A 20,815-nucleotide genomic window follows, 5' to 3' on the forward strand; every position below is an offset into this window, starting at 1 on the left:
GGTAGTTCAGTTGGTTAGAATGCCTGCCTGTCACGCAGGAGGTCGCGGGTTCGAGTCCCGTCCGGACCGCCATTTTTGTTCATTCAAACGAAACTTTGTTTCGTTTTTTTTATTGTCTGTAACCATAACCTTTACTCTCATACCCGAAAAAGGGTAAACTACATATATACATTCTCCCTTAGGGTAAAAAACGATCCTAAGGGTTTTTTATACTCTAAATGACAATTGAGGAGATTAACATGAATCAGTTTGAGATCATAACGACCAGCCCAGAGGAAACAGGCCAGTTTGCAGAGAAATTGGCAGCTCATTTGAAGCCTGGAGCTGTGTTAACGTTAGAAGGTGATCTTGGGGCGGGAAAGACGACATTTACCAAAGGTCTTGCCAAGGGCCTTGGTGTCACGAAGACAGTTAATAGTCCCACCTTTACCATCATTAAAGAATATAAGGGCCGTTTGCCTCTTTATCATATGGATGTATACAGGTTGGATGATTCCTTTGAAGATTTGGGATTCGATGAATACTTTGAAGGGGAAGGTGTGACTGTCGTTGAGTGGGCTCACTTAATTCAAGATCAACTTCCGGAAGAATTATTAAGTCTATCGATTTACCGGGAAGGCGATTCCACGAGAAGAATCGTGTTGAAGCCCTTTGGTGAACGATATAGTGAATTGTGTAAGGAGATTGTGTCATGACGATTTTATCGATTGATACTTCCAATTATCCGTTAGGCGTTGCGCTTATCGAGGAAAACAAGGTAATTGGGGAGTACATTACCTATATTAAGAAGAATCATTCAGTAAGAGCAATGCCGGCTATCGAACAATTGTTGAAGGATTGCGGGATTGAGGCGAAAGACTTAACGAAGGTCGTCGTTGCAAATGGTCCTGGTTCCTATACAGGTGTCAGGATAGGGGTCACCTTGGCAAAGACCCTTGCATGGTCTCTGGGCATCCCTCTCATACCAGTATCAAGTCTTGCTACACTGGCTTCATCGGGTCGATATTTTTCAGGGTATATCGTTCCTTTGTTCGATGCAAGAAGGGGACAGGTGTACACTGGACTATATGAGTTTCAGGGAGATCAATTAAATTGTGTTGAAGATGATTGCAACATCCTGCTGGAAGAATGGGTGACGAAGTTAAAAGGTTTTAATAAAGATATACTCTTTGTCGGAAATGATGTTGCCCTGCACGAGAGCATGATTAAGGAAGTCCTGGGAGATCAAGCAAAAATCACACCCTTTGTCAGTCATAATCCACGTCCCTCTGAACTTGCTTTTATTGGTAGTGGTCTGGAAGAGAAGTCGGCGCATGAAGTGCTACCTAATTATATACGGATGGCTGAAGCAGAAGTGAAATGGCTGGAATCTCAAAAAAAAATCTGAATAGAAGATAAAGGATCGTTAGAATATGGATATACGATTTATGACGGTTGATGATTTAGATGCTGTAATGGAAATAGAAAATCAATCTTTTAGCATTCCTTGGAGCCGGGACGCTTTCTTGAATGAGATCGAACATAACCACCTGTCTACGTATCTCGTTGCCGAGGATGAAGACAAACTTGCAGGATACTGCGGGGTGTGGCTTGTAGTGGATGAGGCGCATATCACAAATGTGGCTGTGCTCCCGGCTTATCGGGGGCGGGGTTTGGGAGAAGGCCTCATGCGCAAGATCATGGGCATTGCCATTGAATTTGGAGCACGTGTGATGACCCTTGAAGTCAGGGTATCAAATACACCGGCACAACATTTATATCGGAAGCTCGGGTTTCAAGATGGAGGAATCCGTAAGCGGTATTATTCGGATAATCAAGAGGATGCTTTAGTAATGTGGGTGAATTTATGATAAAGGATACGTTTGTATTGGGAATCGAGACAAGCTGTGATGAAACGGCTGTGGCAATTGTGAAAAATGGAACAGAGATTGTGGCGAATATTGTTTCGTCTCAGATTGAAAGTCATAAGCGGTTCGGTGGGGTCGTCCCTGAAATTGCTTCACGTCATCATGTGGAGCAGGTTACGTTCGTGCTGGAGGAAGCACTTGAACAAGCTGATATGACGATGGACGAAATTGATTGTGTAGCCGTGACGGAAGGACCCGGTTTAGTGGGAGCCCTTCTGATTGGTGTCAATGCTGCCAAGGCACTCGCTTTTGCTCATAACAAACCTTTGGTAGGTGTTCATCACATTGCAGGACATATTTATGCCAATCGATTAGTGAAAGAAATGAGGTTTCCCCTGCTTTCATTAGTTGTTTCCGGAGGCCATACAGAGCTTGTGTTCATGAAAGAGCACGGTTCGTTTCAAGTGATCGGGGAGACCCGGGACGATGCAGCGGGGGAAGCTTATGATAAAGTGGCCAGGACCTTGAGTCTTCCGTATCCCGGGGGACCCCATATCGATCGGTTGGCTCATGAAGGGGAACCCAATCTTGATTTGCCCCGTGCATGGCTTGAAGAGGGTTCCTATGATTTTAGCTTCAGTGGATTGAAGTCGGCGGTTATTAACACGCTGCATAATGCGAAGCAAAAAGGAGTAAACATTCATCCACAGGATTTGGCAGCGAGCTTTCAGGCCAGTGTGATTGATGTGTTAGTGACCAAAACCGTTAAAGCTGTAAAGGGATATGGAGTGGAACAAGTATTACTGGCTGGTGGAGTGGCAGCGAATAAAGGCTTGCGTGCTGCCCTTCAAGAAGTGTTTGAAGAGGTGGAAGCGGAGCTGATCATCCCTCCGTTATCTCTTTGTACGGACAATGCAGCTATGATCGCAGCTGCTGGAACGGTTTTATTTGAACAAGGAAAAAGAGGAAGCATGGATATGAATGCTCATCCTGGACTTGATATCGAAAATTTCTAAAAGGGAAAGCTTAAACGAAACTTCGTTTAAGCTTTTTTTATTGGGTACAGTTATTGTTCTCGGGTTTTGTTGATATCTTGTGAGTGAATGAGAGGAGAAAAGAACGAACATACGTTTTATCAACAGACTGTGGATAAAATGTTAGTAACTACATAATTGATGTGTACACTATGTGAAAAAGCTCTAGTGTGAATGCCCTATTATTTGGAAGTTTCTGTGGATAACTTACATTGTAATTGTGGATTATGTGGAAAACCTCTGTTAATAACGGATAAACGGGATTTGAATTGTGGATAATGATGTGGAATAAGAAAGGATTGGGGTTCGATAGTTATCCCCAATCCTGTGGATTATTGTTCTTCTTGAAGAATCTCCTCAAGTTCTGTCCATTCTTCCAATAGAGAATCAAGCTCTTCTTTTGCTTTTGTGAGGGAGTCATTGATGTTCTGAACTTTTTCATGATCTTGAAAAATATCAGGGTCACAGAGAAGATCCTCTTTTAATTGAATGTCTTCTTCAAGAGCTTCCATGAGACCTTCAATTTCTTCTACTCTGCGTTTTCGTTGACGTTCAAGCTTTTTCGCCTCTTTATCAATCTTGTGGGACTGTTTTTGAGTGGTAACCTGTGATGACACTTGTTCTCCTTGTTCAATCCGCTCAAGTGCAGCCAATTCTTCCTGCTGTTGTAATTTCTCTACGTAATAATCGTAATCGCCAAGGTATTCTGTCGACCCCTTTTTGGACAGTTCTACAACCTTTGTAGCAATTCGATTGATGAAATAACGGTCGTGTGAGACAAAGAGAATCGTCCCAGGGTAGTCAATCAAGGCATTCTCCAGCACTTCTTTACTGTCCAGATCCAGATGATTCGTCGGTTCATCCAGGATCAAGACATTCCCTTTTTCCATCATGAGCTTGGAAAGTGCCAGACGTGCCTTCTCTCCACCACTCAGTGTGGAAACAGGCTTTAAGACATCTTCCCCTGAGAATAAGAAGTTTCCAAGTACAGTGCGGATTTCTTTTTCCATTTTCATTGGGTATTCGTCCCACAGTTCATTTAAGACGGTCTTATTGGAAGATAGTTCGGCTTGTTCTTGATCATAATAGCTAATCGAAACATTTGATCCGAATTTAAATGCTCCTTCCAGAGGTTGCAGTTTATTGACCAATGTTTTCAAAAGGGTCGATTTCCCGATTCCGTTTGGACCTACAAGAGCGATACTGTCTCCCTTTTTAACAGAGAAGTCGATGTGAGATGAAATCTGTTCGTCTTGCCCATATCCGATGGTAAGATCTTGAACGTGAAGAACATCATTTCCACTTGGACGATCAATTTGAAAAGCAAAGTTGGCAGATTTCTCATCACCCAAGGGTCTATCCATCTTGTCCATTCGTTCCAGCTTTTTTCTGCGGCTTTGTGCCATCTTGGTCGTCGAAGCACGGGCGATATTCCGTTGAATGAAGTCTTCGAGTTTCGCGACCTCCTGTTGCTGGCGCTCGAACATCTTGAGATCCTTTTCGTAGTCTTCTGCTTTCTGTTCAAGGTATTTACTGTAGTTACCGTGGTATTTCTTGCTTCGATTCCGGGAAATCTCATACACTTGATTGACGACGCTATCCAGGAAGTAGCGGTCATGGGAAACGATCAGGACGGCTCCTTCATAGCTTTGAAGGTACGTCTCAAGCCACGATAAAGTCCCAATATCAAGATGGTTGGTCGGCTCATCAAGAATGAGAATGTCAGGTTTGGTTAAAAGAAGTTTCCCAAGAGCGAGACGGGTTTTCTGGCCGCCGCTCAATGTGGATATCTTTGTATCGTAATCGAAATCTGCGAAATTCAAACCGTGAAGGACAGAGCGAATATCCGCTTCATATTGGTATCCACCGGAATCCTTGAACCTGACTTGAAGCTCATCGTATTCTTTTAATACGCGTTGAGAGAGTTCTTCTTGTTCATACACCGAAGGATCGGCCATCTGCTGCTCCAATGTTCTTAATTGCTTTTCCTGTCTCTGCAATTCCTCGAAGACGGTCAGCATTTCCGACCAAATGGATAGATCAGACTCCAAACCGGTATTCTGAGCCAGGTATCCGATGGAAACCCCTTTTGGTTTCGTGATGTCTCCGGAATCATAGGAGAGATGACCTGCAATTATTTTTAAAAGAGTCGACTTTCCCGCTCCATTGCGTCCGACGAGAGCCACCCGATCTCTTGTCTGTATTTCAAGCTTAATATTTGATAGGATATTATCGGCACCAAAGTTTTTCGTTAGTTGATTCACTTGTAGTAGAATCATGACGTTTCACCTCTATTTCATAGTGCTAGTGTACCGTATTTGGGAGGGGGACGGCAATAAATCGACTATTAATCTTCGTACACTTAGGATAAAATATAGTGTATGATGGGTAGTAGAGTTTTAAATTCTGTATGCTTTCTATTTTGGAAGCGGTATCAGAGGTTTTGAATAGATGTGGGGGAATACAATATGAACCAGGATACAACGAAAATTCCACAGGCAACGGCTAAGCGCCTTCCGCTATATTATCGCTTTATCAAGAATCTGTACTCGTCGGGAAAGCAGAGGGTTTCATCGAAAGAATTGAGTGAAGCGGTGAAGGTTGATTCTGCCACGATACGCAGAGATTTTTCTTATTTTGGAGCGTTAGGTAAAAAGGGTTATGGATATAATGTCAATTACCTGCTATCCTTTTTTCGTAAGACATTAGATCAAGATGCCATTACGAAAGTTGTGCTGATAGGTGTAGGGAATCTCGGTACAGCGTTTCTTCATTATAATTTCATAAAAAATAATAATACTAAGATTGAAATGGCTTTTGAAGTAGATGAAAAGAAGGTTGGGACACAAATCAGCGATGTACCCGTTTTTCATTTAGATGATTTAGAAGAGGGTCTTGAGGGGCATGATATTGAAGTGGCCATTCTGACGGTTCCGGCTTCTTCTGCTCAAAATATCACAGACCGATTGGTTTCTTCTAATATTAAGGGGATCCTGAATTTCACTCCTGCGAGATTAACGGTGCCGGACCATATTCGCGTGCATCATATTGATCTGGCAGTCGAGCTTCAATCACTGGTATACTTCTTAAAGCATTATTCAGAGGATGACACGGAAATGTCACAAGATGGAATCATATCCGAATAGAAAATGATCCTTATATACGTTATGATAGAATGGTAAAAGAGGAGGTGTCTCATTATGTTAGGTGCAGGTAGTATCGTACTGATAACAGTTGTTGCTTTACTGATCTTTGGACCAAAGAAATTGCCTGAGTTAGGGAAAGCAGCTGGTAATACATTACGCGAATTTAAAAATGCAACAAAGGGCTTAGCAGATGATGAGGACGATAATAGTAAAAAAGCTAAGTAGGGTAGGATGAACGCCATGAGTCAAAGTCAAAGAGACATGACAGTCTATGAACATATAGGAGAATTGCAAAAACGACTCATGTTTGTAGTCGTTTTCTTCTTGTTAGCGGTAATCGTAAGCTTTTTTCTTGCGGAGCCGCTGATTCGATATTTGCAGCACGCGGATGAAGCGAAAGAATTGACGATGAACGCCTTTCGGATTACAGACCCTCTCAAAATCTATATGGAAATGATCATGTTTATTGCGATCATCATGACATCACCCATCATTCTATTTCAAGTATGGTCGTTCGTAAGTCCAGGCTTATATGAGAAAGAGAGGAAGGTAACGCTTAGTTACATCCCGATCTCTGTCATTCTTTTCTTAGGTGGATTGTCATTTTCATATTTTATTTTGTTTCCATATGTTGTGAAATTCATGATGGGTTTATCAACCAATCTGAATATCCAACAAGTGATTGGAATTAATGAATATTTTCATTTCCTTTTTCAAATAACCATTCCATTTGGGTTTCTATTTCAACTGCCGGTTATTATGCTGTTTCTGACACGCCTGGGGATTATTACCCCGATGCTTCTGGCACAAATGAGAAAAGTGGCGTACTTCATATTGTTAGTCATAGCCGCTTTCATCACACCGCCGGACATCGTCTCGCATTTAATGGTAACCGTCCCTTTGCTTCTTCTTTATGAAATCAGTATTTGGATCTCTAAGATCGGATATAAAAAGGTTTTAGAAGCAGAACAAAAGCTTGAAATGGAACAGTTCGAGGATATAAATAAGGATTGATCAAATGATCAATCCTTATTTTTTATTCTCTATTTTCTTTTTGATTTTGAAATGCAGCATCACCATACGCAACCCGGAACCAAAATCAAGGGTTGCCAGAAAGACGAGCATATAAGTGAAAAATCCCCAACCATCATCCTGTACATTTTGCACAGCAAAGTATGTGAAGAGCACACCGAGAAGGAGATAGATCACGCCTGAGAATAATGGTGATCTCCTCATAGAAATAATCCTCCAATAAATCCTTGTATTTGTTCAGCTTCGTTGATCATTTTTTCAATTTCATCCTTATAGATAGATTGCATTAGAACGACCGTTGTATTCATGGCAACATGGGCAAATATTGGAACAAGGATCCGCTTCGTCTTGACATAAAGAAACGCAAACGTAAAGCCCATAGCCGAGTACAAGATCACATGCTCAGGCTCAAAGTGCGCGAGAGCGAATATAATAGAGCTGATTAACGCGGCGAAAAAGAAATTCATCTTTTCATAAAGGACACCGAAGATAATCTTTCTGAATACAATCTCTTCTAATATAGGGCCAATGATCGCAGCTACCATCATCGATAGCGGTACCTTTTCAATAATGCTGATAATCATCTGAGTGTTTTCAGATCCCATTTCAATTCCCAGCGCATACTCGACTTGTATGGCGACGGATTGAGCAATGAACGCCATAAAGATCCCGACTACAGCCCATACAATGGACCCCCCTGCATTCATGGGAGCGGTGCGTTCAAGTCCGGTGCTTGTTTCACTCTTCCTTAGAATGCCCCACACAACGAGCAGGGTTAACGTAAAGCTGATCACGAGCCAATATCCCGGTACAACATTCTTAACTGTTTCTTCGGGTTGACCAAGCACATCTACACCAATCTTTAATAATAAGGGGATGCCTATAATACTTGAAAGCTGCATGACAATATAGGTAATTAAGATATATCCGAAATGTTTTTTCAACGTATGATCTCCTTTAGCACCTGTTAGATGAGGAACAACCTCATTTCATCTTGAACTCACTCTTGTACAATTCTACTAAGAAAATAGGAACTGTTCAAATCTAAGGGTTTTGTAAGAATTGTCACACTTCAACCGGCTTAAGTAATAAAGCCATATAGTGAGGCATAGTATAGGAGGGTGTGAAAAAAAGAGAAATATGACGAAAAAAAATTCAAGCAGGACTCTTGCAAAATGAAAACGAATTAATTAATATAATAGTTGTGTTAGCACTCACAACAAGCGAGTGCTAATAAATATCATTTACATAATTTCAAGGAGGTTGTTTCACTTGTTAAAACCACTAGGTGATCGCGTCGTTATCGAGCTAGTTGAGTCAGAAGAAAAAACAGCAAGCGGTATTGTGCTACCGGATTCCGCAAAGGAAAAGCCACAAGAAGGTAAAGTGATGGCTGTAGGTACTGGTCGCATTCTTGACAACGGTGAGCGCGTTGCTCTTGAGGTAGCTGTCGGCGATCGAATCATTTTCTCTAAATACGCTGGTACAGAAGTGAAATACCAAGGCACAGAATACCTGATCCTTCGTGATAGCGATATTCTGGCTGTAGTTGGCGAATAATCAAACTTCGTATATGAAAAATACTTTATTTAAATAAGAGGAGGACTTTATCAATGGCTAAAGATATTAAATTCAGCGAAGAAGCACGCCGTTCCATGCTTCGCGGTGTAGATCAATTAGCAAATGCAGTAAAAGTAACTCTTGGACCAAAAGGACGTAACGTGGTACTTGAGAAAAAATTCGGTTCACCACTTATTACAAATGATGGTGTAACGATTGCGAAAGAAATTGAACTGGAAGATGCATTCGAAAACATGGGTGCAAAACTGGTTGCCGAAGTAGCAAGCAAAACAAATGAAATCGCAGGTGACGGTACAACGACTGCAACGGTCCTTGCTCAAGCGATGATCCGTGAAGGTCTTAAAAACGTAACAGCCGGCGCTAACCCTGTTGGCGTTCGTAAAGGTATCGAAAAAGCGGTTCAAGCGGCTATCGAAGAATTAAAAGTGATTTCTAAGCCTATCGAAGGTAAAGATTCAATCGCTCAGGTTGCGGCAATCTCAGCTGCTGACGAAGAAGTGGGTCAACTGATTGCAGAAGCAATGGAGCGCGTTGGTAACGACGGCGTTATCACAATCGAAGAATCTAAAGGTTTCACTACTGAACTTGATGTAGTAGAAGGAATGCAGTTCGACCGTGGATATGCATCTCCATACATGGTCACTGATTCTGATAAAATGGAAGCTGTTCTTGAAAATCCATACATCTTAATCACTGACAAGAAAATCGGCAACATCCAGGAAGTACTTCCTGTTCTTGAGCAAGTCGTACAACAAGGTAAACCACTATTAATGGTTGCAGAAGATGTTGAAGGTGAAGCTCTTGCAACGCTTGTTGTGAACAAACTTCGCGGTACATTCAACGCTGTTGCTGTTAAAGCTCCTGGCTTCGGTGACCGTCGTAAAGCAATGCTTGAAGACTTAGCGGTACTTACTGGTGGAGAAGTGATCACAGAAGATCTAGGCTTAGACCTTAAATCTGCTAACATCACTCAACTTGGCCGCGCTGCGAAAGTAGTTGTTACGAAAGAAAACACGACTGTCGTAGAAGGCTCTGGAGATCCGGAAAAAATCGCAGCTCGCGTAAACCAAATCCGTGCTCAATTAGAAGAATCCACTTCAGAATTCGACAAGGAAAAATTACAAGAGCGTCTTGCTAAGCTTGCAGGTGGAGTAGCAGTCGTGAAAGTCGGAGCTGCAACAGAAACTGAGCTTAAAGAGCGTAAACTTCGTATCGAAGACGCATTGAACTCTACTCGTGCTGCAGTGGAAGAAGGTATCGTTTCCGGTGGTGGTACTGCCCTTGTGAACGTATACAACAAAGTAGCATCTATCGAAGCGGATGCAGATGTTGCAACTGGTATCAACATCGTGCTGCGTGCGCTTGAAGAGCCGATCCGTCAAATCGCTCACAACGCTGGACTCGAAGGTTCTATCATCGTAGAACGTCTGAAGAAGGAAGAAGTAGGTGTCGGTTTCAACGCAGCTACTGGTGAGTGGGTCAACATGATCGAAAAAGGTATCGTAGATCCAACTAAAGTAACTCGTTCTGCACTTCAAAATGCAGCGTCTGTAGCAGCAATGTTCCTGACTACTGAAGCAGTGGTAGCGGACATTCCTGAAGAAGGCGGCGGCATGCCGGATATGTCCGGTATGGGCGGCATGGGTGGAATGGGCGGCATGATGTAATCCATCATCCCCGATTCCTGGAGTATAAAAGTAGTCATTCCTTATGGAATGACTACTTTTTTTGTGTTCTGAGAGAGTTGAAGCGTTTAAAAACTCACCAGATAGGTAAAAAGTATGATAAAAAGACATCCAAACTGGGATTATTTACGTATGCTCCATGTGACTTCTATTTTCTAATAAATGTAAGCAGGTGATAACGTGAATTACTCAACCATGAAACTAAGAACACTGGTAGAACGGATCATAGAAGAAGACGAGAGGGCAAAGGAAGAATTCGAAAGACGCTGGGAAATCCCCTGGGAACAAGTAGGTACGGTACCGATTTCAGTTGAGAAGAACCAAAGGGACTGAAATGGTTCTAACCATCCCTCTTATGATAAAGTATGGATAGAATAGTTCAGAAAGAGGGTTACCGATGACAGTCAAACAATACTATCAAGACGCCTATATGAAATTCTTTCAAACATCCATGCAGGATCAACAGCATGATGATTCAGGCTGGTACGTCCTATTAGAAGAAACAGCTTTCTATCCAACAGGCGGTGGCCAGCCCCATGATACAGGAATATTAAAGGACAAGCGGATTACCAATGTTGAAGAAGTGAACGGAGAGATCCGTCATTACATAGAAGCGCCGTTCGAGGATATCTCAGGGGTCTTTGAGGGACGGGTTGATTGGGAGCGCCGCTTTGATCATATGCAGCAGCATGCCGGTCAGCATATCCTGTCTGCCGCATTTGCCGAGACATTAGGGTATGAGACGATCAGCTTTCACCTCGGGACAGAGTTCTTGACCATCGACTTAGACGTAAGTGACATCAAGGAGTCAGACGCTCTACAAGCAGAAGCACTCGCCAACCGGATCATTCGGGAGAGCAGGCCGATCGAGACGAAATGGATAACGGAAGCGGAACTTCCGGACTATCCACTGCGAAAGCATCCCTCCGTCACCGACGAGATCAGACTGGTTATCATCCCGGACTTCGACTACAACGGTTGCGGAGGTACCCATCCACGTTCCACTAGTGAAGTCGGGGCAATCAAGATCCTTGATTGGGAGAAGCATAAAGGCCATATCCGATTGCAGTTTGTATGCGGAGACCGGGTGTTGAATCAATTACACCGTAAGCATGGACTACTGAGAGAGCTCACCGGTGCGCTGCAGGCTCCGGAAGAAAACATGGTACCGACCGTAGAGAGAATGCTCGCCAAGCAAAAAGAGCAAGAGAGGGCATTGGAAGGGTTGAAAGAGGTTCTCTTAACGTATGAAGCAGAAGGATTACTTGGGGAGGGAACTCCACAGGAAGGCTATACATTAATCAAAAAAGCTTACTCGGATCGCTCCATCCAAGAGCTTCAAAAAATCGCACAGCATATCGTCGCTAAGAGTGAAGAAGCAATTGTGTTATTGGTTGTTCAGAATGAACAAAAGCTTCAGCTTGTAGCGGCAAAAGGCTCTTCACCGAGCGTCAACTTAAGAGAGGTCGCCCAAAAGGTCTTTCCGATGATCAACGGGAAAGGCGGGGGGAAGGAATCGTTCGTTCAAGGTGGGGGAGAAGCTGTTATGAGTAGGGAAGAGCTTCTTGAGACGTTGGTGAATCAGCTATAGTTGATGACCGTTTCATTGGGTGAAAAAGACATGAAAACTAATCAATGAAATAACTTGCAATTTAATTTATGAATAATTAAAAAAATTAATAAAGTTGGAATTAAAAGGTTATTTTCCTTTAGATAAGGGAAATAACCTTTTATAATAACTAGGTCATTAGTTCTGTGATAATGAACATCTGGAGGTCTTTAGTCTTTCTATAATGATTGTTACATTCTTATTTAGTGCTTTACCACAATGGTATACTCCACAATCATAATGAACAGTGTTGTGTCTAGCATATTAGTCATCATTATGGTGGTTTCTTGGAGACTAGTGGAACTTAAAGTGAGGTATTTTTCTATTCAAAGCTATTGTTTGGTTTTTGTCTTTCCTTTTTGTTTGCCCAGCCGCTTATTAAATACTTTTGGCAAGAAGGAAATTCTTATTAGGGATTTGGGTAGCGGGCTTTATCATTACAACTCTCTTAGAGGAGAAAATTTTTCAAACCTTTTCAAAGACTTTCGAAAATAGGTTTAGCGTGGCCTTTCATATTGTAGTCTTTATCTGCATAACTGTTGGTCCAATGTTTATCATTATCGGAAATGCAAATGATTTTAATAAGAATATTTCATATGGCTCAGTGCTATATTTAATGTCGGCTCTATTGCAAATAACATTGCCTGCTTTTTTGAAGCATCCGAAAGCTATAATGTCGAAATCAATCTAATATCCCACGAGTAAGTTGTAATTCATATCAAGCTTGTCTACATATAAATCGTATTTAGGTAATTTGGAAGATTTTACTCATTGTGTTTTTTCATGCTATATACCTAAAAATAAAGGGGGAGACCATGAATGCTGAACAAACACAAAAAAGCCTTAAATAAAGCTAAATTCAAAAAGAAAATCACGAGAACCATAGGGTCGATATTGGTTGATACCATTTTGCCTAAGGATGAGATTACACCAGGTGAAGAGTTGGTGGGAGAGGTTGAACTGAGAAGTAAAAAAGGGTTGCAAGAGGTTGAACGCATCAAGGTTTCCCTTATGCAACAGTTTATGGCGATGGATAATCATATCAGCAACCTGCCTTTACACTCGGTGGAAATGAGGTTAACCGATGAACAAAGAGATGCGGGTGAGGTGACCGTGCCCTTTTCAATGACCGTTCCCCTGTACGTCCCTCATAATATTGGAAAGCGCCAGTGCTGGATTCAAACAGATGTAGACATTGCTTATAAATTGGATCCCCGTGATCTTGATTTTATTCAAGTGAATCCTCATCCGATTGTGACGAAAGTAAACAAAGTATTAACCGGCCGATTAGGATTACTGAAGACCAATCGGGAAGAGGTCAGTTATTATTCTGGTTTTAGTGGGAGATTCGTCATTGATAAACGTGTACTCAATCATCCGCTATACCCCATGTTATCAAAGCGTTCGGTTCCACTTGTACATGAGCTGGAGTTTTTCCCCCCTGATGAGTTTAAGGAAAAGTTTAAAGAGATTGAGATTATTTATGACATTCATCCTGAAGGACTGGACCTTTATGTCGAATTGCAATACTTTATAAGAAAAAATATTGGTGGTTATTTTGAGAGAGAAGCTCTAAGGGAGAGAGGGATGGACGAAGTCATTCACAAAATACGCTTTACAAATGAGGAGCTCGAAATGGAAGAGGAGATAGCATCAAAAATATTCGACCTTCTACAAAATGCAGAAGAACCAGTAGAATTACGAGGCGATTGAATTTAATCAAACGTTTGTTTAAATCAAATCTCATGTATATAAAAGAACGGACATGCACCCCATGTCCGTTCTTTTCAACCCTAAACATTCGATATCCCACCCAAAATTGGTTAAAATAGAAAAGACATAACATGTTCGACAAATGGCAACAGCTTAAAGGAGAGAAATACATGACGCACTATGCGGATGATAGTTTAGCTTTACATACAGATATGTATCAGATTAATATGACGAAGGCGTATTGGGATGATGATTTCCATAATCGAAAGGCTGTTTTTGAAGTGTTCTTTCGAAATCTGCCTTTTGGGAATGGATATGCGGTGTTTGCCGGGCTTGAACGGATCATTGATTATGTGAAAAAGTTTCATTTCTCTGAGAGTGATATTGAGTATTTAAGAGAATTGGGTTATGAAGAGAAGTTCCTTCAGTACTTAGCGGACCTTCGATTTACGGGGACGATACGGTCGATGCAGGAAGGGGAGATTGCCTTCGGCAATGTTCCTCTTATCCGTGTCGAGGCTCCCTTGGCTCAAGCTCAGATACTGGAGACGGCAATCTTAAATATCGTGAACTATCAAACCCTGATTGCGACGAAGGCGAATCGAATTAAGCAAGTGGTCCAGGATGAAGTTGTGATGGAGTTTGGGACGAGACGGGCCCATGAGCTGGATGCAGCCATTTGGGGGACGCGTGCGGCTTATATTGGCGGCTTTGATGCGACAAGTAATGTCCGGGCGGGTAAGTTATTTGGGATGCCGGTATCAGGTACCCATGCCCATTCAATGGTTCAGGCATATCAGGATGATTATCAGGCGTTCCATAAATATGCTGAGAGCCATAAGGACTGTGTGTTTCTAGTGGATACCTACGACACATTGAAATCGGGTGTACCCACGGCCATCCAGGTAGCAAAAGAACTTGGGGACCGGATTAATTTCAAGGGTATTCGTTTAGACAGCGGTGATATGGCTTACTTATCCAAGAAAGCCCGTAAAATGCTTGATGAAGCAGGGTTTACAGAAACAAAGATCATTGCGTCAAATGATCTGGATGAATATACGATTCTGAATTTAAAAGCCCAAGGAGCCCGGATTGATGTGTGGGGTGTGGGGACGAAGTTAATAACTGCCTATGATCAACCAGCTTTAGGAGCAGTATATAAACTCGCTTCCATTGAAAACGAATCGGGGGAAATGGAAGATACGATTAAAATATCGAGTAATGCCGAGAAAGTTTCCACTCCTGGACTCAAAAAGGTTTATCGAATCATCAATACGGTTAATCATAAATCAGAAGGGGATTATATTGCCTTGGAGCATGAAGATCCTCAAAATGAAAGCCGCCTGAAAATGTTTCACCCTGTGCATACCTATATCAGTAAATTCATCACCAACTTTGAAGCGAGAGAACTTCACAAAGATATTTTTAAGGATGGGGAGTTGGTTTATGCATCTCCATCATTAGAAACAATGAGGTCCTTTGTGAATGAAAACCTCGACCTGCTGTGGGACGAGTATAAACGTTCCATGAACCCAGAGGGATATCCCGTGGATTTAAGTGAAGAATGTTGGACGAACAAAATGAATCTGATTCAAAAGGTTAAGGAAGAGGTAAAAGAGAAATTCAACAAAACGATGTAATCCCGATAAAAGATGGGTAAATTAATCAGATCCGAAATAATGATAAAACCTAAATGGAGTGTGAAAACATGGATTCCCTTCAAAAACAAATTGTAGAAGAAATGATGGTGTCCCCGGAAATCAACCCGCAGGAAGAAATACGTCGCAGTGTTGATTTTATGAAATCGTACTTGAAAAAGCATTCATTTTTGAAAAGCTTGGTCCTTGGCATTTCAGGTGGTCAGGATTCCACTTTATTAGGAAAACTTGCACAGATGGCAATCAACGAGATGAACGAGGAAACAAGTTCATCGGATTATGCTTTTTACGCAGTGAGGCTGCCCTACGGTGAGCAGGGAGATGCCGAGGACGCCATTGATGCAGTGGAATTCATTAACCCGTCCGTTTCTTTGACGGTTAATGTCCAGCCGGCAGTCGATGCCAGCGTAGAAACTCTGAAGAAAAACGGAATCGAGCTTTCCGACTTTGTCAAAGGAAACGAAAAGGCACGAGAACGGATGAAAGTTCAATTCGCCATTGCTGCCATGAAGAATGGTGTTGTCCTTGGTACCGATCATTCTGCTGAAGCGGTTACCGGCTTTTATACGAAGTACGGTGATGGAGCCGCGGACCTCGTTCCCCTTTTCCGTCTGAATAAACGGCAAGGGAAAAGGCTCTTAATGGAACTTGGCTGTCCTGAACACTTATACAATAAGAAACCAACGGCAGACCTTGAGGAAGACCGTCCGCAACTTCCGGATGAAGAAGCCCTTGGCGTCACATACGATCAGCTGGACGATTATCTGGAAGGAAAAGAAGTGCCTCTTGAGGCAAAGAAAGCGATCGAAGGTCATTACTTGAAAACACAACATAAACGTCATCTGCCCGTAACGGTGTTTGATGATTTTTGGAAATAAGAATGGAATGAAGCCAACTCTCAGCATGTGCGGGGTTGGCTTTTTCATTTGTCTACGTATTTTATCATTCGACAAAAACGGACTGTGACAGACCCACGAGTACTTATATCCTACCAAATCCCTAAAATTTCTATATTAATTTGCCATTTTATAGAGGATTTTCGACTTTTTAAACGAAAGTAATAATAGTTAAGGACGATATTGATGTATCCAGGAGGGGTAAGATGTCACATGAAATGATAAACCCGAAGCTGCAAAGTATCATTGATAATATAGAAAAAGTCATGATTGGAAAGAGGAAGGTAGCGGAACTGAGTGTTGTTTCACTTTTGGCCGGCGGGCATGTGTTGCTTGAGGACGTTCCCGGTGTGGGGAAAACGATGATGGTTCGTGCACTGGCGAAGTCGGTGGGGGCGAGCTTTAAACGTATTCAGTTCACACCGGATTTATTGCCTTCAGATGTAATAGGTGTGTCGATTTATAACCCGAAGGAAATGGAATTCACATTCAGGCCGGGTCCTATCATGGGGAACATCATTCTCGCGGATGAAATTAACCGTACGTCACCTAAGACCCAGTCCGCACTACTTGAGGGCATGGAAGAGAGCAGCGTGACGATCGATGGAATGACGAGGAAACTTGATAAACCTTTCTTCGTTATGGCCACCCAGAATCCGATTGAGTATGAAGGGACCTACCCACTACCGGAAGCGCAGCTTGACCGCTTCTTATTAAAAATGAAAATGGGGTATCCTGAACCGGAAGAAGAGATGGAGGTTCTTCATCGCGCTCAGAAAAACCCTCCGATCGATGAGTTGGAGTCTGTAATGACCTTGGAGGAATTGAGATATATTCAAGGGGAAGTGAAGGATGTATTGGTCGATGACACGATCAAGAAGTACATTGTGGAAATTGCGAATCGTACAAGGATTCATGCCAATGTTTACCTGGGAGCGAGTCCACGTGGATCCATTGCGTTGATGAAAGCATGTCAGGCTTATGCCTTTTTAAGGGGCAGGGATTATGTGGTTCCCGATGACGTTCAATACTTGGCACCTTTTGTTTTCTCTCACAGGATCATCATGAAATCTGAAGCGAGATATGAAGGTATCACTCCGGAAGAAGTAGTGGAAAGAGTGATGGCGCGTATCCCGGTTCCCGTACAAAGGCTTGTGAGATAGGATGAAGACGAAACTTCAATTTCTTAAACCATTGGGGAAGTTTCTTCTGCTGCTCATTTTAGTGGGGATCTCGTTTTCTTACGCGATGTTCCAGGGTGGATTTGTGAGCTGGTTTTTATTCTATAGCTTTCTGCCATTCGCCCTTTATGCTGCTTCTGTATTCTTATATCCTCTTTCTGAGTTTTATGTAGAGAGGAGTTTCGAATCAAGTGAGTACAAAGCGGGGGATGAGTTAAAGGTGACGATTACCCTTTCACGAAAGATTCCATTTCCTTTATTTTATATGGTGTTAGAGGATGTGGTAACAGATTCCGTTTTTCACCATTCCGGTTTTCAAAAGGCGAAAGCGATGATTCACCCCGGGTTCAGAAAACGGATCAAGCTCACGTATTACATAGAAGAATTGCCCCGTGGAGAGCATGTTTTCTCTGCTGTCCGACTCCGTGCCGGCGATTTCTTCGGCATATTTGAAAAGGAAGCATCCATCGATTGTACCAATAAGCTTCTTGTATATCCTGCTTTCGTGGATGTTCCCTACAGGCCCCTGGAAAATCGCTATGATCAAGGGATGACCACTTCAAATGTAAAGATTCAGAAGGACACGACGATGGCAACGGGTATACGTGATTATCAACCGGGGGATCGTTTCTCGTGGATCCATTGGAAGACCTTTGCCAGAACCAATGAGCTGATGACGAAGGAGTTTGAGGAACGTCAATCCCACGATGTGCTGATCGTATTGGATCGGGAGGACTCTCCTGCCTTTGAATCGATGGTGACATTGTCCGCTTCGATGATACGTTCCATTTTGAAAAAAGGGGCGCAGGTTGGACTTGTCTCGATTGGGGAAGATCATGTATCTTTTCCGATTCGCGGCGGTGAAGAACATCAAAGTCAGCTATTCTATCATCTGGCGAAAGTCAGACAGGACAGCCCTTACGCTTTAGGAAAAGTACTCCAGGGGGAAGGGTTGAATTACTCCCAATCCGCAGCTGTGCTGTTTGTCACTTCGTCAGTTTCAAAAAAGATGATCATGAGTGTGAATCAGTATGCAAAGAGGAACAGTTCGGTCGTGATTTTTTTGGTGAAGCGAATAGGGGAAGCCTATACGGCCGAGGAGAAATCGTTGAAAGCTTACGCCTCGTCCCGTGGTATTCGACTGAAGGTATGCTTTGAAGGTGACTTCTCTTCTGCCTTTATGGAGGTGAAACGAGCATGAGTCATGAAACACCTAAACACCGATTCTTTACGATTATGATTTACTTGTTTGGGTTTTTGCTGTTATGGGAATGGCTGAAGCCCCTTCAGGTGGTGACGGATACAGGGAGTTTGACGTATTTTGTGGTATTTATTGCTTTATCACTTGTCCTGTCTTATTTCAGGATTCACTATTTCCTGACAGCGACAGTTAAGCTATTCTTTATTTTGTTTGCGTTACATGGATTGTATTATTCAGGTTCGTTTTTCACCTTTACATGGTTAGAGAAGTTTGGTAAAGACCTGTGGCTGAATATCGGTTTGACAGTCGGGCGTGAATGGCCAAGTCTTTCGTTCGAGTACAGAAGCTTATTGTTCTTTGTTTTACTATGGCTGATGACGTATTTGCTTTATTACTGGTTATCGGTCAGGAAAACGATTCTCCTCTTTTATGTGATGACCGTGACCTATATTTGTCTGATAGATACGTTCACGATTTATGAAGGGGATCGGGCGATTATCCGGGTCGTCATTTTCGGCTTTCTGTTAATGGGATTGTTGGCTCTCGAACGTTTGGTTCAACGGGAGAACCTTCTTGGATCCAAGATGAGCAGGCACCGCTGGATTGTACCGCTTACGGTTATGCTTGGGGTGAGTTCAGTTGTTGCTTTTGCAGCCCCTAAGGCAGATCCCATCTGGCCGGACCCGGTGCCTTATATTCAATCCTTTGCGGAAGGAGCCGGTGGCAGTGGCGTGAACAAAGTAGGTTATGATGCAGATGATTCTCAGCTTGGGGGACCCTTTGTCGGTGATCCTACTGTCATTTTTAATGCTGAAGTAACGAGAGAACACTACTGGAGAATTGAAACGAAAGATCTATATACAGGCAAGGGCTGGGAGCAATCCATTCCTGATGACCAGCAGTCTGCCACCACTTTTGATTCAGAAGAAGTGGTTCCCTTCACAACCAACGAACCGGATGGAGAGCGGGAAGTGGAAACAGAGAAGGTAATGGTGGAACGAACCTATTCCCATGTTGTCTATCCGTATGGGATAGAAAGAATAATCGGAAATGAAGAAGGCTATTTCTCCTTTGATCCCGTAAACGAAAAGGTTACAAGTTATGAAGGGGAAGACGAAACCATTAAACTAGAAGAGTATGAACTTTCCTACCGCTCACCTTCCTATTCTCAGAAGAAGATGAAAGCAGCGAACGAAAATCAGGAAATCATGCAGACTCCTGATTTTGTTGACCGCTATACACAACTTCCGGAAACGACTCCCCAGCGTGTGAAGGACCTGGCTTTTGAGATTACATCGGAAGAAGATAATTGGTATGACAAAGTCAGGGCGATCGAAAACTATTTTTCGAAAGAAGCTTACGTGTACGACCAATTTGACGTGCCGGTGCCTGAGGAAGGGCAGGATTACGTCGATCAGTTCCTATTTGAAACCCAGAGAGGGTACTGTGATAACTTCTCCACTTCCATGGTCGTGTTAGTCCGGGCACTTGGAATCCCGGCAAGATGGGCAAAGGGATATACAGAAGGGGAATACAGTAGACAAGTGGATACGATGTATAAGCTTTATGAAATTTCCAATAATAATGCTCACTCCTGGGTGGAGGTATTCTTCCCGGAAGTAGGATGGGTGCCGTTCGAGCCTACTGTTGGATTCAGTAATAACGTATCGTATCAATATGACCTGGATGTACCTGATTCGGATAACAACGAAGTTCCTGTTCCTGAGAAAGAGGAAACACCGAAACAGCCGATTCAACCTGAAGAAGATGATTCAAAAGCGGCTGGAAGTGGTTTTTCTCTGTCAAAGCTTTGGGATGATATTCAAACATTCTTTGTGGAAAACTGGGGCAAGCTTGTCATGGGATTCATGCTCTTGCTTATCATGGGAATTGCTTTGTACATCGTAAGAAGACGGTGGATGCCGTATGTCCTGATACTCTATTATCGAAGAAAATCATCAGATGGCGCGTTTTCCGAAGCCTATCTTTCTTTAATTAAACAGCTTGAAAGATATGGACTGAAAATGGATGACGGACAAACATTAAGGGGCTATTCGCGATATATTGACTCATTCTTTGGTACCCATGAAATGACGAGCCTGACCAATAATTATGAACGTATTTTATATGGTCAGAGGCAAGGGGAAGAAGATTGGCAGAAGATGAGGGAATTATGGGAAAATTTAATTAAAAGGACAACTGGTTGACCCTTTTGAAAACAAGGTATAAAAT

General features: G+C 42.6%; 20 protein-coding genes and 1 tRNA gene. 18 read left to right on the top strand and 3 right to left on the bottom strand.

Going from position 1 to position 20,815, the window contains the following annotated elements; genetic code table 11:
- Position 1: 1 nt before the first annotated feature.
- The 5 genes from RSX31_RS22855 (at position 2) to tsaD (ending at position 2,863) form a co-directional block, all read left to right on the top strand.
- Positions 2-72, top strand: a tRNA-Asp gene (locus RSX31_RS22855).
- A 167-nt stretch (positions 73-239) separates the two neighbouring features.
- Complete coding sequence (tsaE, locus tag RSX31_RS22860) at positions 240-695, top strand: tRNA (adenosine(37)-N6)-threonylcarbamoyltransferase complex ATPase subunit type 1 TsaE (protein WP_315636094.1); 456 nt, start codon at positions 240-242, stop codon at positions 693-695.
- On the top strand, positions 692-1,387 hold the full coding sequence (tsaB, locus tag RSX31_RS22865; RefSeq protein ID WP_315636095.1) for a tRNA (adenosine(37)-N6)-threonylcarbamoyltransferase complex dimerization subunit type 1 TsaB: 696 nt from the start codon (positions 692-694) through the stop codon (positions 1,385-1,387). Before tsaE ends, tsaB begins: the two co-directional genes overlap by 4 nt.
- 25 nt (positions 1,388-1,412) lie before the next feature.
- A complete protein-coding gene (gene rimI, locus RSX31_RS22870; protein ID WP_148996624.1) occupies positions 1,413-1,850 on the top strand; it encodes a ribosomal protein S18-alanine N-acetyltransferase in 438 nt (145 codons plus the stop codon).
- The gene (gene tsaD / locus RSX31_RS22875; protein ID WP_315636104.1) at positions 1,847-2,863 is read left to right on the top strand and encodes a tRNA (adenosine(37)-N6)-threonylcarbamoyltransferase complex transferase subunit TsaD; all 1,017 of its coding nucleotides are present in this window, start codon (positions 1,847-1,849) and stop codon (positions 2,861-2,863) included. Before rimI ends, tsaD begins: the two co-directional genes overlap by 4 nt.
- 350 nt (positions 2,864-3,213) lie before the next feature.
- Here the strand turns inward: tsaD and RSX31_RS22880 are convergent, their stop codons facing one another.
- Positions 3,214-5,160, bottom strand: coding sequence for an ABC-F family ATP-binding cassette domain-containing protein (locus RSX31_RS22880; RefSeq protein ID WP_315636096.1), 1,947 nt, complete (start codon positions 5,158-5,160; stop codon positions 3,214-3,216).
- Between the two features lie 189 nt (positions 5,161-5,349).
- On the opposite strand from RSX31_RS22880, the gene RSX31_RS22885 reads away from it, so the two are divergent.
- From RSX31_RS22885 to tatC, 3 genes are read left to right on the top strand one after another with little or no spacing between them, the layout of a single operon-like run.
- Positions 5,350-6,027: a redox-sensing transcriptional repressor Rex gene (locus RSX31_RS22885; protein WP_148971339.1), complete on the top strand. Its 678-nt coding sequence runs from the start codon at positions 5,350-5,352 to the stop codon at positions 6,025-6,027.
- A 54-nt stretch (positions 6,028-6,081) separates the two neighbouring features.
- The gene (locus tag RSX31_RS22890; RefSeq protein ID WP_044340658.1) at positions 6,082-6,252 is read left to right on the top strand and encodes a twin-arginine translocase TatA/TatE family subunit; all 171 of its coding nucleotides are present in this window, start codon (positions 6,082-6,084) and stop codon (positions 6,250-6,252) included.
- A 15-nt stretch (positions 6,253-6,267) separates the two neighbouring features.
- Positions 6,268-7,041 carry a twin-arginine translocase subunit TatC gene (gene tatC / locus RSX31_RS22895; protein ID WP_148996622.1) on the top strand — a complete coding sequence of 258 codons (774 nt, stop codon included), beginning with the start codon at positions 6,268-6,270 and terminating at the stop codon, positions 7,039-7,041.
- Between the two features lie 15 nt (positions 7,042-7,056).
- On the opposite strand, the gene RSX31_RS22900 is transcribed toward tatC, so the two are convergent.
- On the bottom strand, positions 7,057-7,263 hold the full coding sequence (locus tag RSX31_RS22900) for a YdiK family protein (RefSeq protein ID WP_044340660.1): 207 nt from the start codon (positions 7,261-7,263) through the stop codon (positions 7,057-7,059).
- On the bottom strand, positions 7,260-8,003 hold the full coding sequence (locus RSX31_RS22905) for a CPBP family intramembrane glutamic endopeptidase (protein WP_148996621.1): 744 nt from the start codon (positions 8,001-8,003) through the stop codon (positions 7,260-7,262). The genes RSX31_RS22900 and RSX31_RS22905 overlap by 4 nt, the downstream gene beginning before the upstream one ends.
- A gap of 328 nt (positions 8,004-8,331) precedes the next feature.
- On the opposite strand from RSX31_RS22905, the gene groES reads away from it, so the two are divergent.
- The 10 genes from groES to RSX31_RS22955 all read left to right on the top strand — a co-directional run bounded on the left by groES (position 8,332) and on the right by RSX31_RS22955 (position 20,790).
- Positions 8,332-8,619 (top strand): co-chaperone GroES, encoded by a 288-nt coding sequence (groES, locus tag RSX31_RS22910; protein ID WP_034766060.1) that lies wholly within the window; start codon positions 8,332-8,334, stop codon positions 8,617-8,619.
- A gap of 53 nt (positions 8,620-8,672) precedes the next feature.
- Entirely contained in the window at positions 8,673-10,307 is a 1,635-nt protein-coding gene (groL, locus tag RSX31_RS22915; RefSeq protein WP_034766062.1) for a chaperonin GroEL, read from the top strand.
- 198 nt (positions 10,308-10,505) lie between these two features.
- Positions 10,506-10,658: a hypothetical protein gene (locus tag RSX31_RS22920; RefSeq protein WP_187443459.1), complete on the top strand. Its 153-nt coding sequence runs from the start codon at positions 10,506-10,508 to the stop codon at positions 10,656-10,658.
- Between the two features lie 64 nt (positions 10,659-10,722).
- Positions 10,723-11,916 (top strand): alanyl-tRNA editing protein, encoded by a 1,194-nt coding sequence (locus RSX31_RS22925; protein WP_315636097.1) that lies wholly within the window; start codon positions 10,723-10,725, stop codon positions 11,914-11,916.
- Positions 11,917-12,753: 837 nt separating this feature from the next.
- Positions 12,754-13,647 (top strand): sporulation protein, encoded by an 894-nt coding sequence (locus RSX31_RS22930; protein ID WP_315636098.1) that lies wholly within the window; start codon positions 12,754-12,756, stop codon positions 13,645-13,647.
- 170 nt (positions 13,648-13,817) lie between these two features.
- Complete coding sequence (locus RSX31_RS22935) at positions 13,818-15,287, top strand: nicotinate phosphoribosyltransferase (protein WP_315636099.1); 1,470 nt, start codon at positions 13,818-13,820, stop codon at positions 15,285-15,287.
- Between the two features lie 68 nt (positions 15,288-15,355).
- Positions 15,356-16,183 carry an ammonia-dependent NAD(+) synthetase gene (nadE, locus tag RSX31_RS22940; RefSeq protein WP_315636100.1) on the top strand — a complete coding sequence of 276 codons (828 nt, stop codon included), beginning with the start codon at positions 15,356-15,358 and terminating at the stop codon, positions 16,181-16,183.
- 224 nt (positions 16,184-16,407) lie between these two features.
- Positions 16,408-17,364 (top strand): AAA family ATPase, encoded by a 957-nt coding sequence (locus tag RSX31_RS22945; protein WP_315636101.1) that lies wholly within the window; start codon positions 16,408-16,410, stop codon positions 17,362-17,364.
- Between the two features lies 1 nt (position 17,365).
- Positions 17,366-18,583, top strand: a complete 1,218-nt coding sequence (locus tag RSX31_RS22950) for a DUF58 domain-containing protein (protein WP_315636102.1) — start codon at positions 17,366-17,368, stop codon at positions 18,581-18,583.
- Positions 18,580-20,790, top strand: a complete 2,211-nt coding sequence (locus RSX31_RS22955) for a transglutaminase TgpA family protein (protein ID WP_315636103.1) — start codon at positions 18,580-18,582, stop codon at positions 20,788-20,790. Before RSX31_RS22950 ends, RSX31_RS22955 begins: the two co-directional genes overlap by 4 nt.
- Positions 20,791-20,815: the final 25 nt, after the last annotated feature.

Origin of the sequence: Rossellomorea yichunensis, from assembly GCF_032337515.1 — a bacterium.
GTDB classification, from domain to species: Bacteria; Bacillota; Bacilli; order Bacillales; family Bacillaceae_B; genus Rossellomorea; species Rossellomorea yichunensis.

Excerpts from the sequence above, each read along its gene's own strand:
- tsaE (WP_315636094.1), top strand. The coding sequence starts at position 240 with ATGAATCAGTTTGAGATCATAACGACCAGCCCAGAGGAAACAGGCCAG.
- tsaB (WP_315636095.1), top strand. The coding sequence starts at position 692 with ATGACGATTTTATCGATTGATACTTCCAATTATCCGTTAGGCGTTGCG.
- rimI (WP_148996624.1), top strand. The coding sequence starts at position 1,413 with ATGGATATACGATTTATGACGGTTGATGATTTAGATGCTGTAATGGAA.
- tsaD (WP_315636104.1), top strand. The coding sequence starts at position 1,847 with ATGATAAAGGATACGTTTGTATTGGGAATCGAGACAAGCTGTGATGAA.
- RSX31_RS22880 (WP_315636096.1), bottom strand. The coding sequence starts at position 5,160 with ATGATTCTACTACAAGTGAATCAACTAACGAAAAACTTTGGTGCCGAT.
- RSX31_RS22885 (WP_148971339.1), top strand. The coding sequence starts at position 5,350 with ATGAACCAGGATACAACGAAAATTCCACAGGCAACGGCTAAGCGCCTT.
- RSX31_RS22890 (WP_044340658.1), top strand. The coding sequence starts at position 6,082 with ATGTTAGGTGCAGGTAGTATCGTACTGATAACAGTTGTTGCTTTACTG.
- tatC (WP_148996622.1), top strand. The coding sequence starts at position 6,268 with ATGAGTCAAAGTCAAAGAGACATGACAGTCTATGAACATATAGGAGAA.
- RSX31_RS22900 (WP_044340660.1), bottom strand. The coding sequence starts at position 7,263 with ATGAGGAGATCACCATTATTCTCAGGCGTGATCTATCTCCTTCTCGGT.
- groL (WP_034766062.1), top strand. The coding sequence starts at position 8,673 with ATGGCTAAAGATATTAAATTCAGCGAAGAAGCACGCCGTTCCATGCTT.
- RSX31_RS22925 (WP_315636097.1), top strand. The coding sequence starts at position 10,723 with ATGACAGTCAAACAATACTATCAAGACGCCTATATGAAATTCTTTCAA.
- RSX31_RS22930 (WP_315636098.1), top strand. The coding sequence starts at position 12,754 with ATGCTGAACAAACACAAAAAAGCCTTAAATAAAGCTAAATTCAAAAAG.
- RSX31_RS22935 (WP_315636099.1), top strand. The coding sequence starts at position 13,818 with ATGACGCACTATGCGGATGATAGTTTAGCTTTACATACAGATATGTAT.
- nadE (WP_315636100.1), top strand. The coding sequence starts at position 15,356 with ATGGATTCCCTTCAAAAACAAATTGTAGAAGAAATGATGGTGTCCCCG.
- RSX31_RS22945 (WP_315636101.1), top strand. The coding sequence starts at position 16,408 with ATGTCACATGAAATGATAAACCCGAAGCTGCAAAGTATCATTGATAAT.
- RSX31_RS22950 (WP_315636102.1), top strand. The coding sequence starts at position 17,366 with ATGAAGACGAAACTTCAATTTCTTAAACCATTGGGGAAGTTTCTTCTG.
- RSX31_RS22955 (WP_315636103.1), top strand. The coding sequence starts at position 18,580 with ATGAGTCATGAAACACCTAAACACCGATTCTTTACGATTATGATTTAC.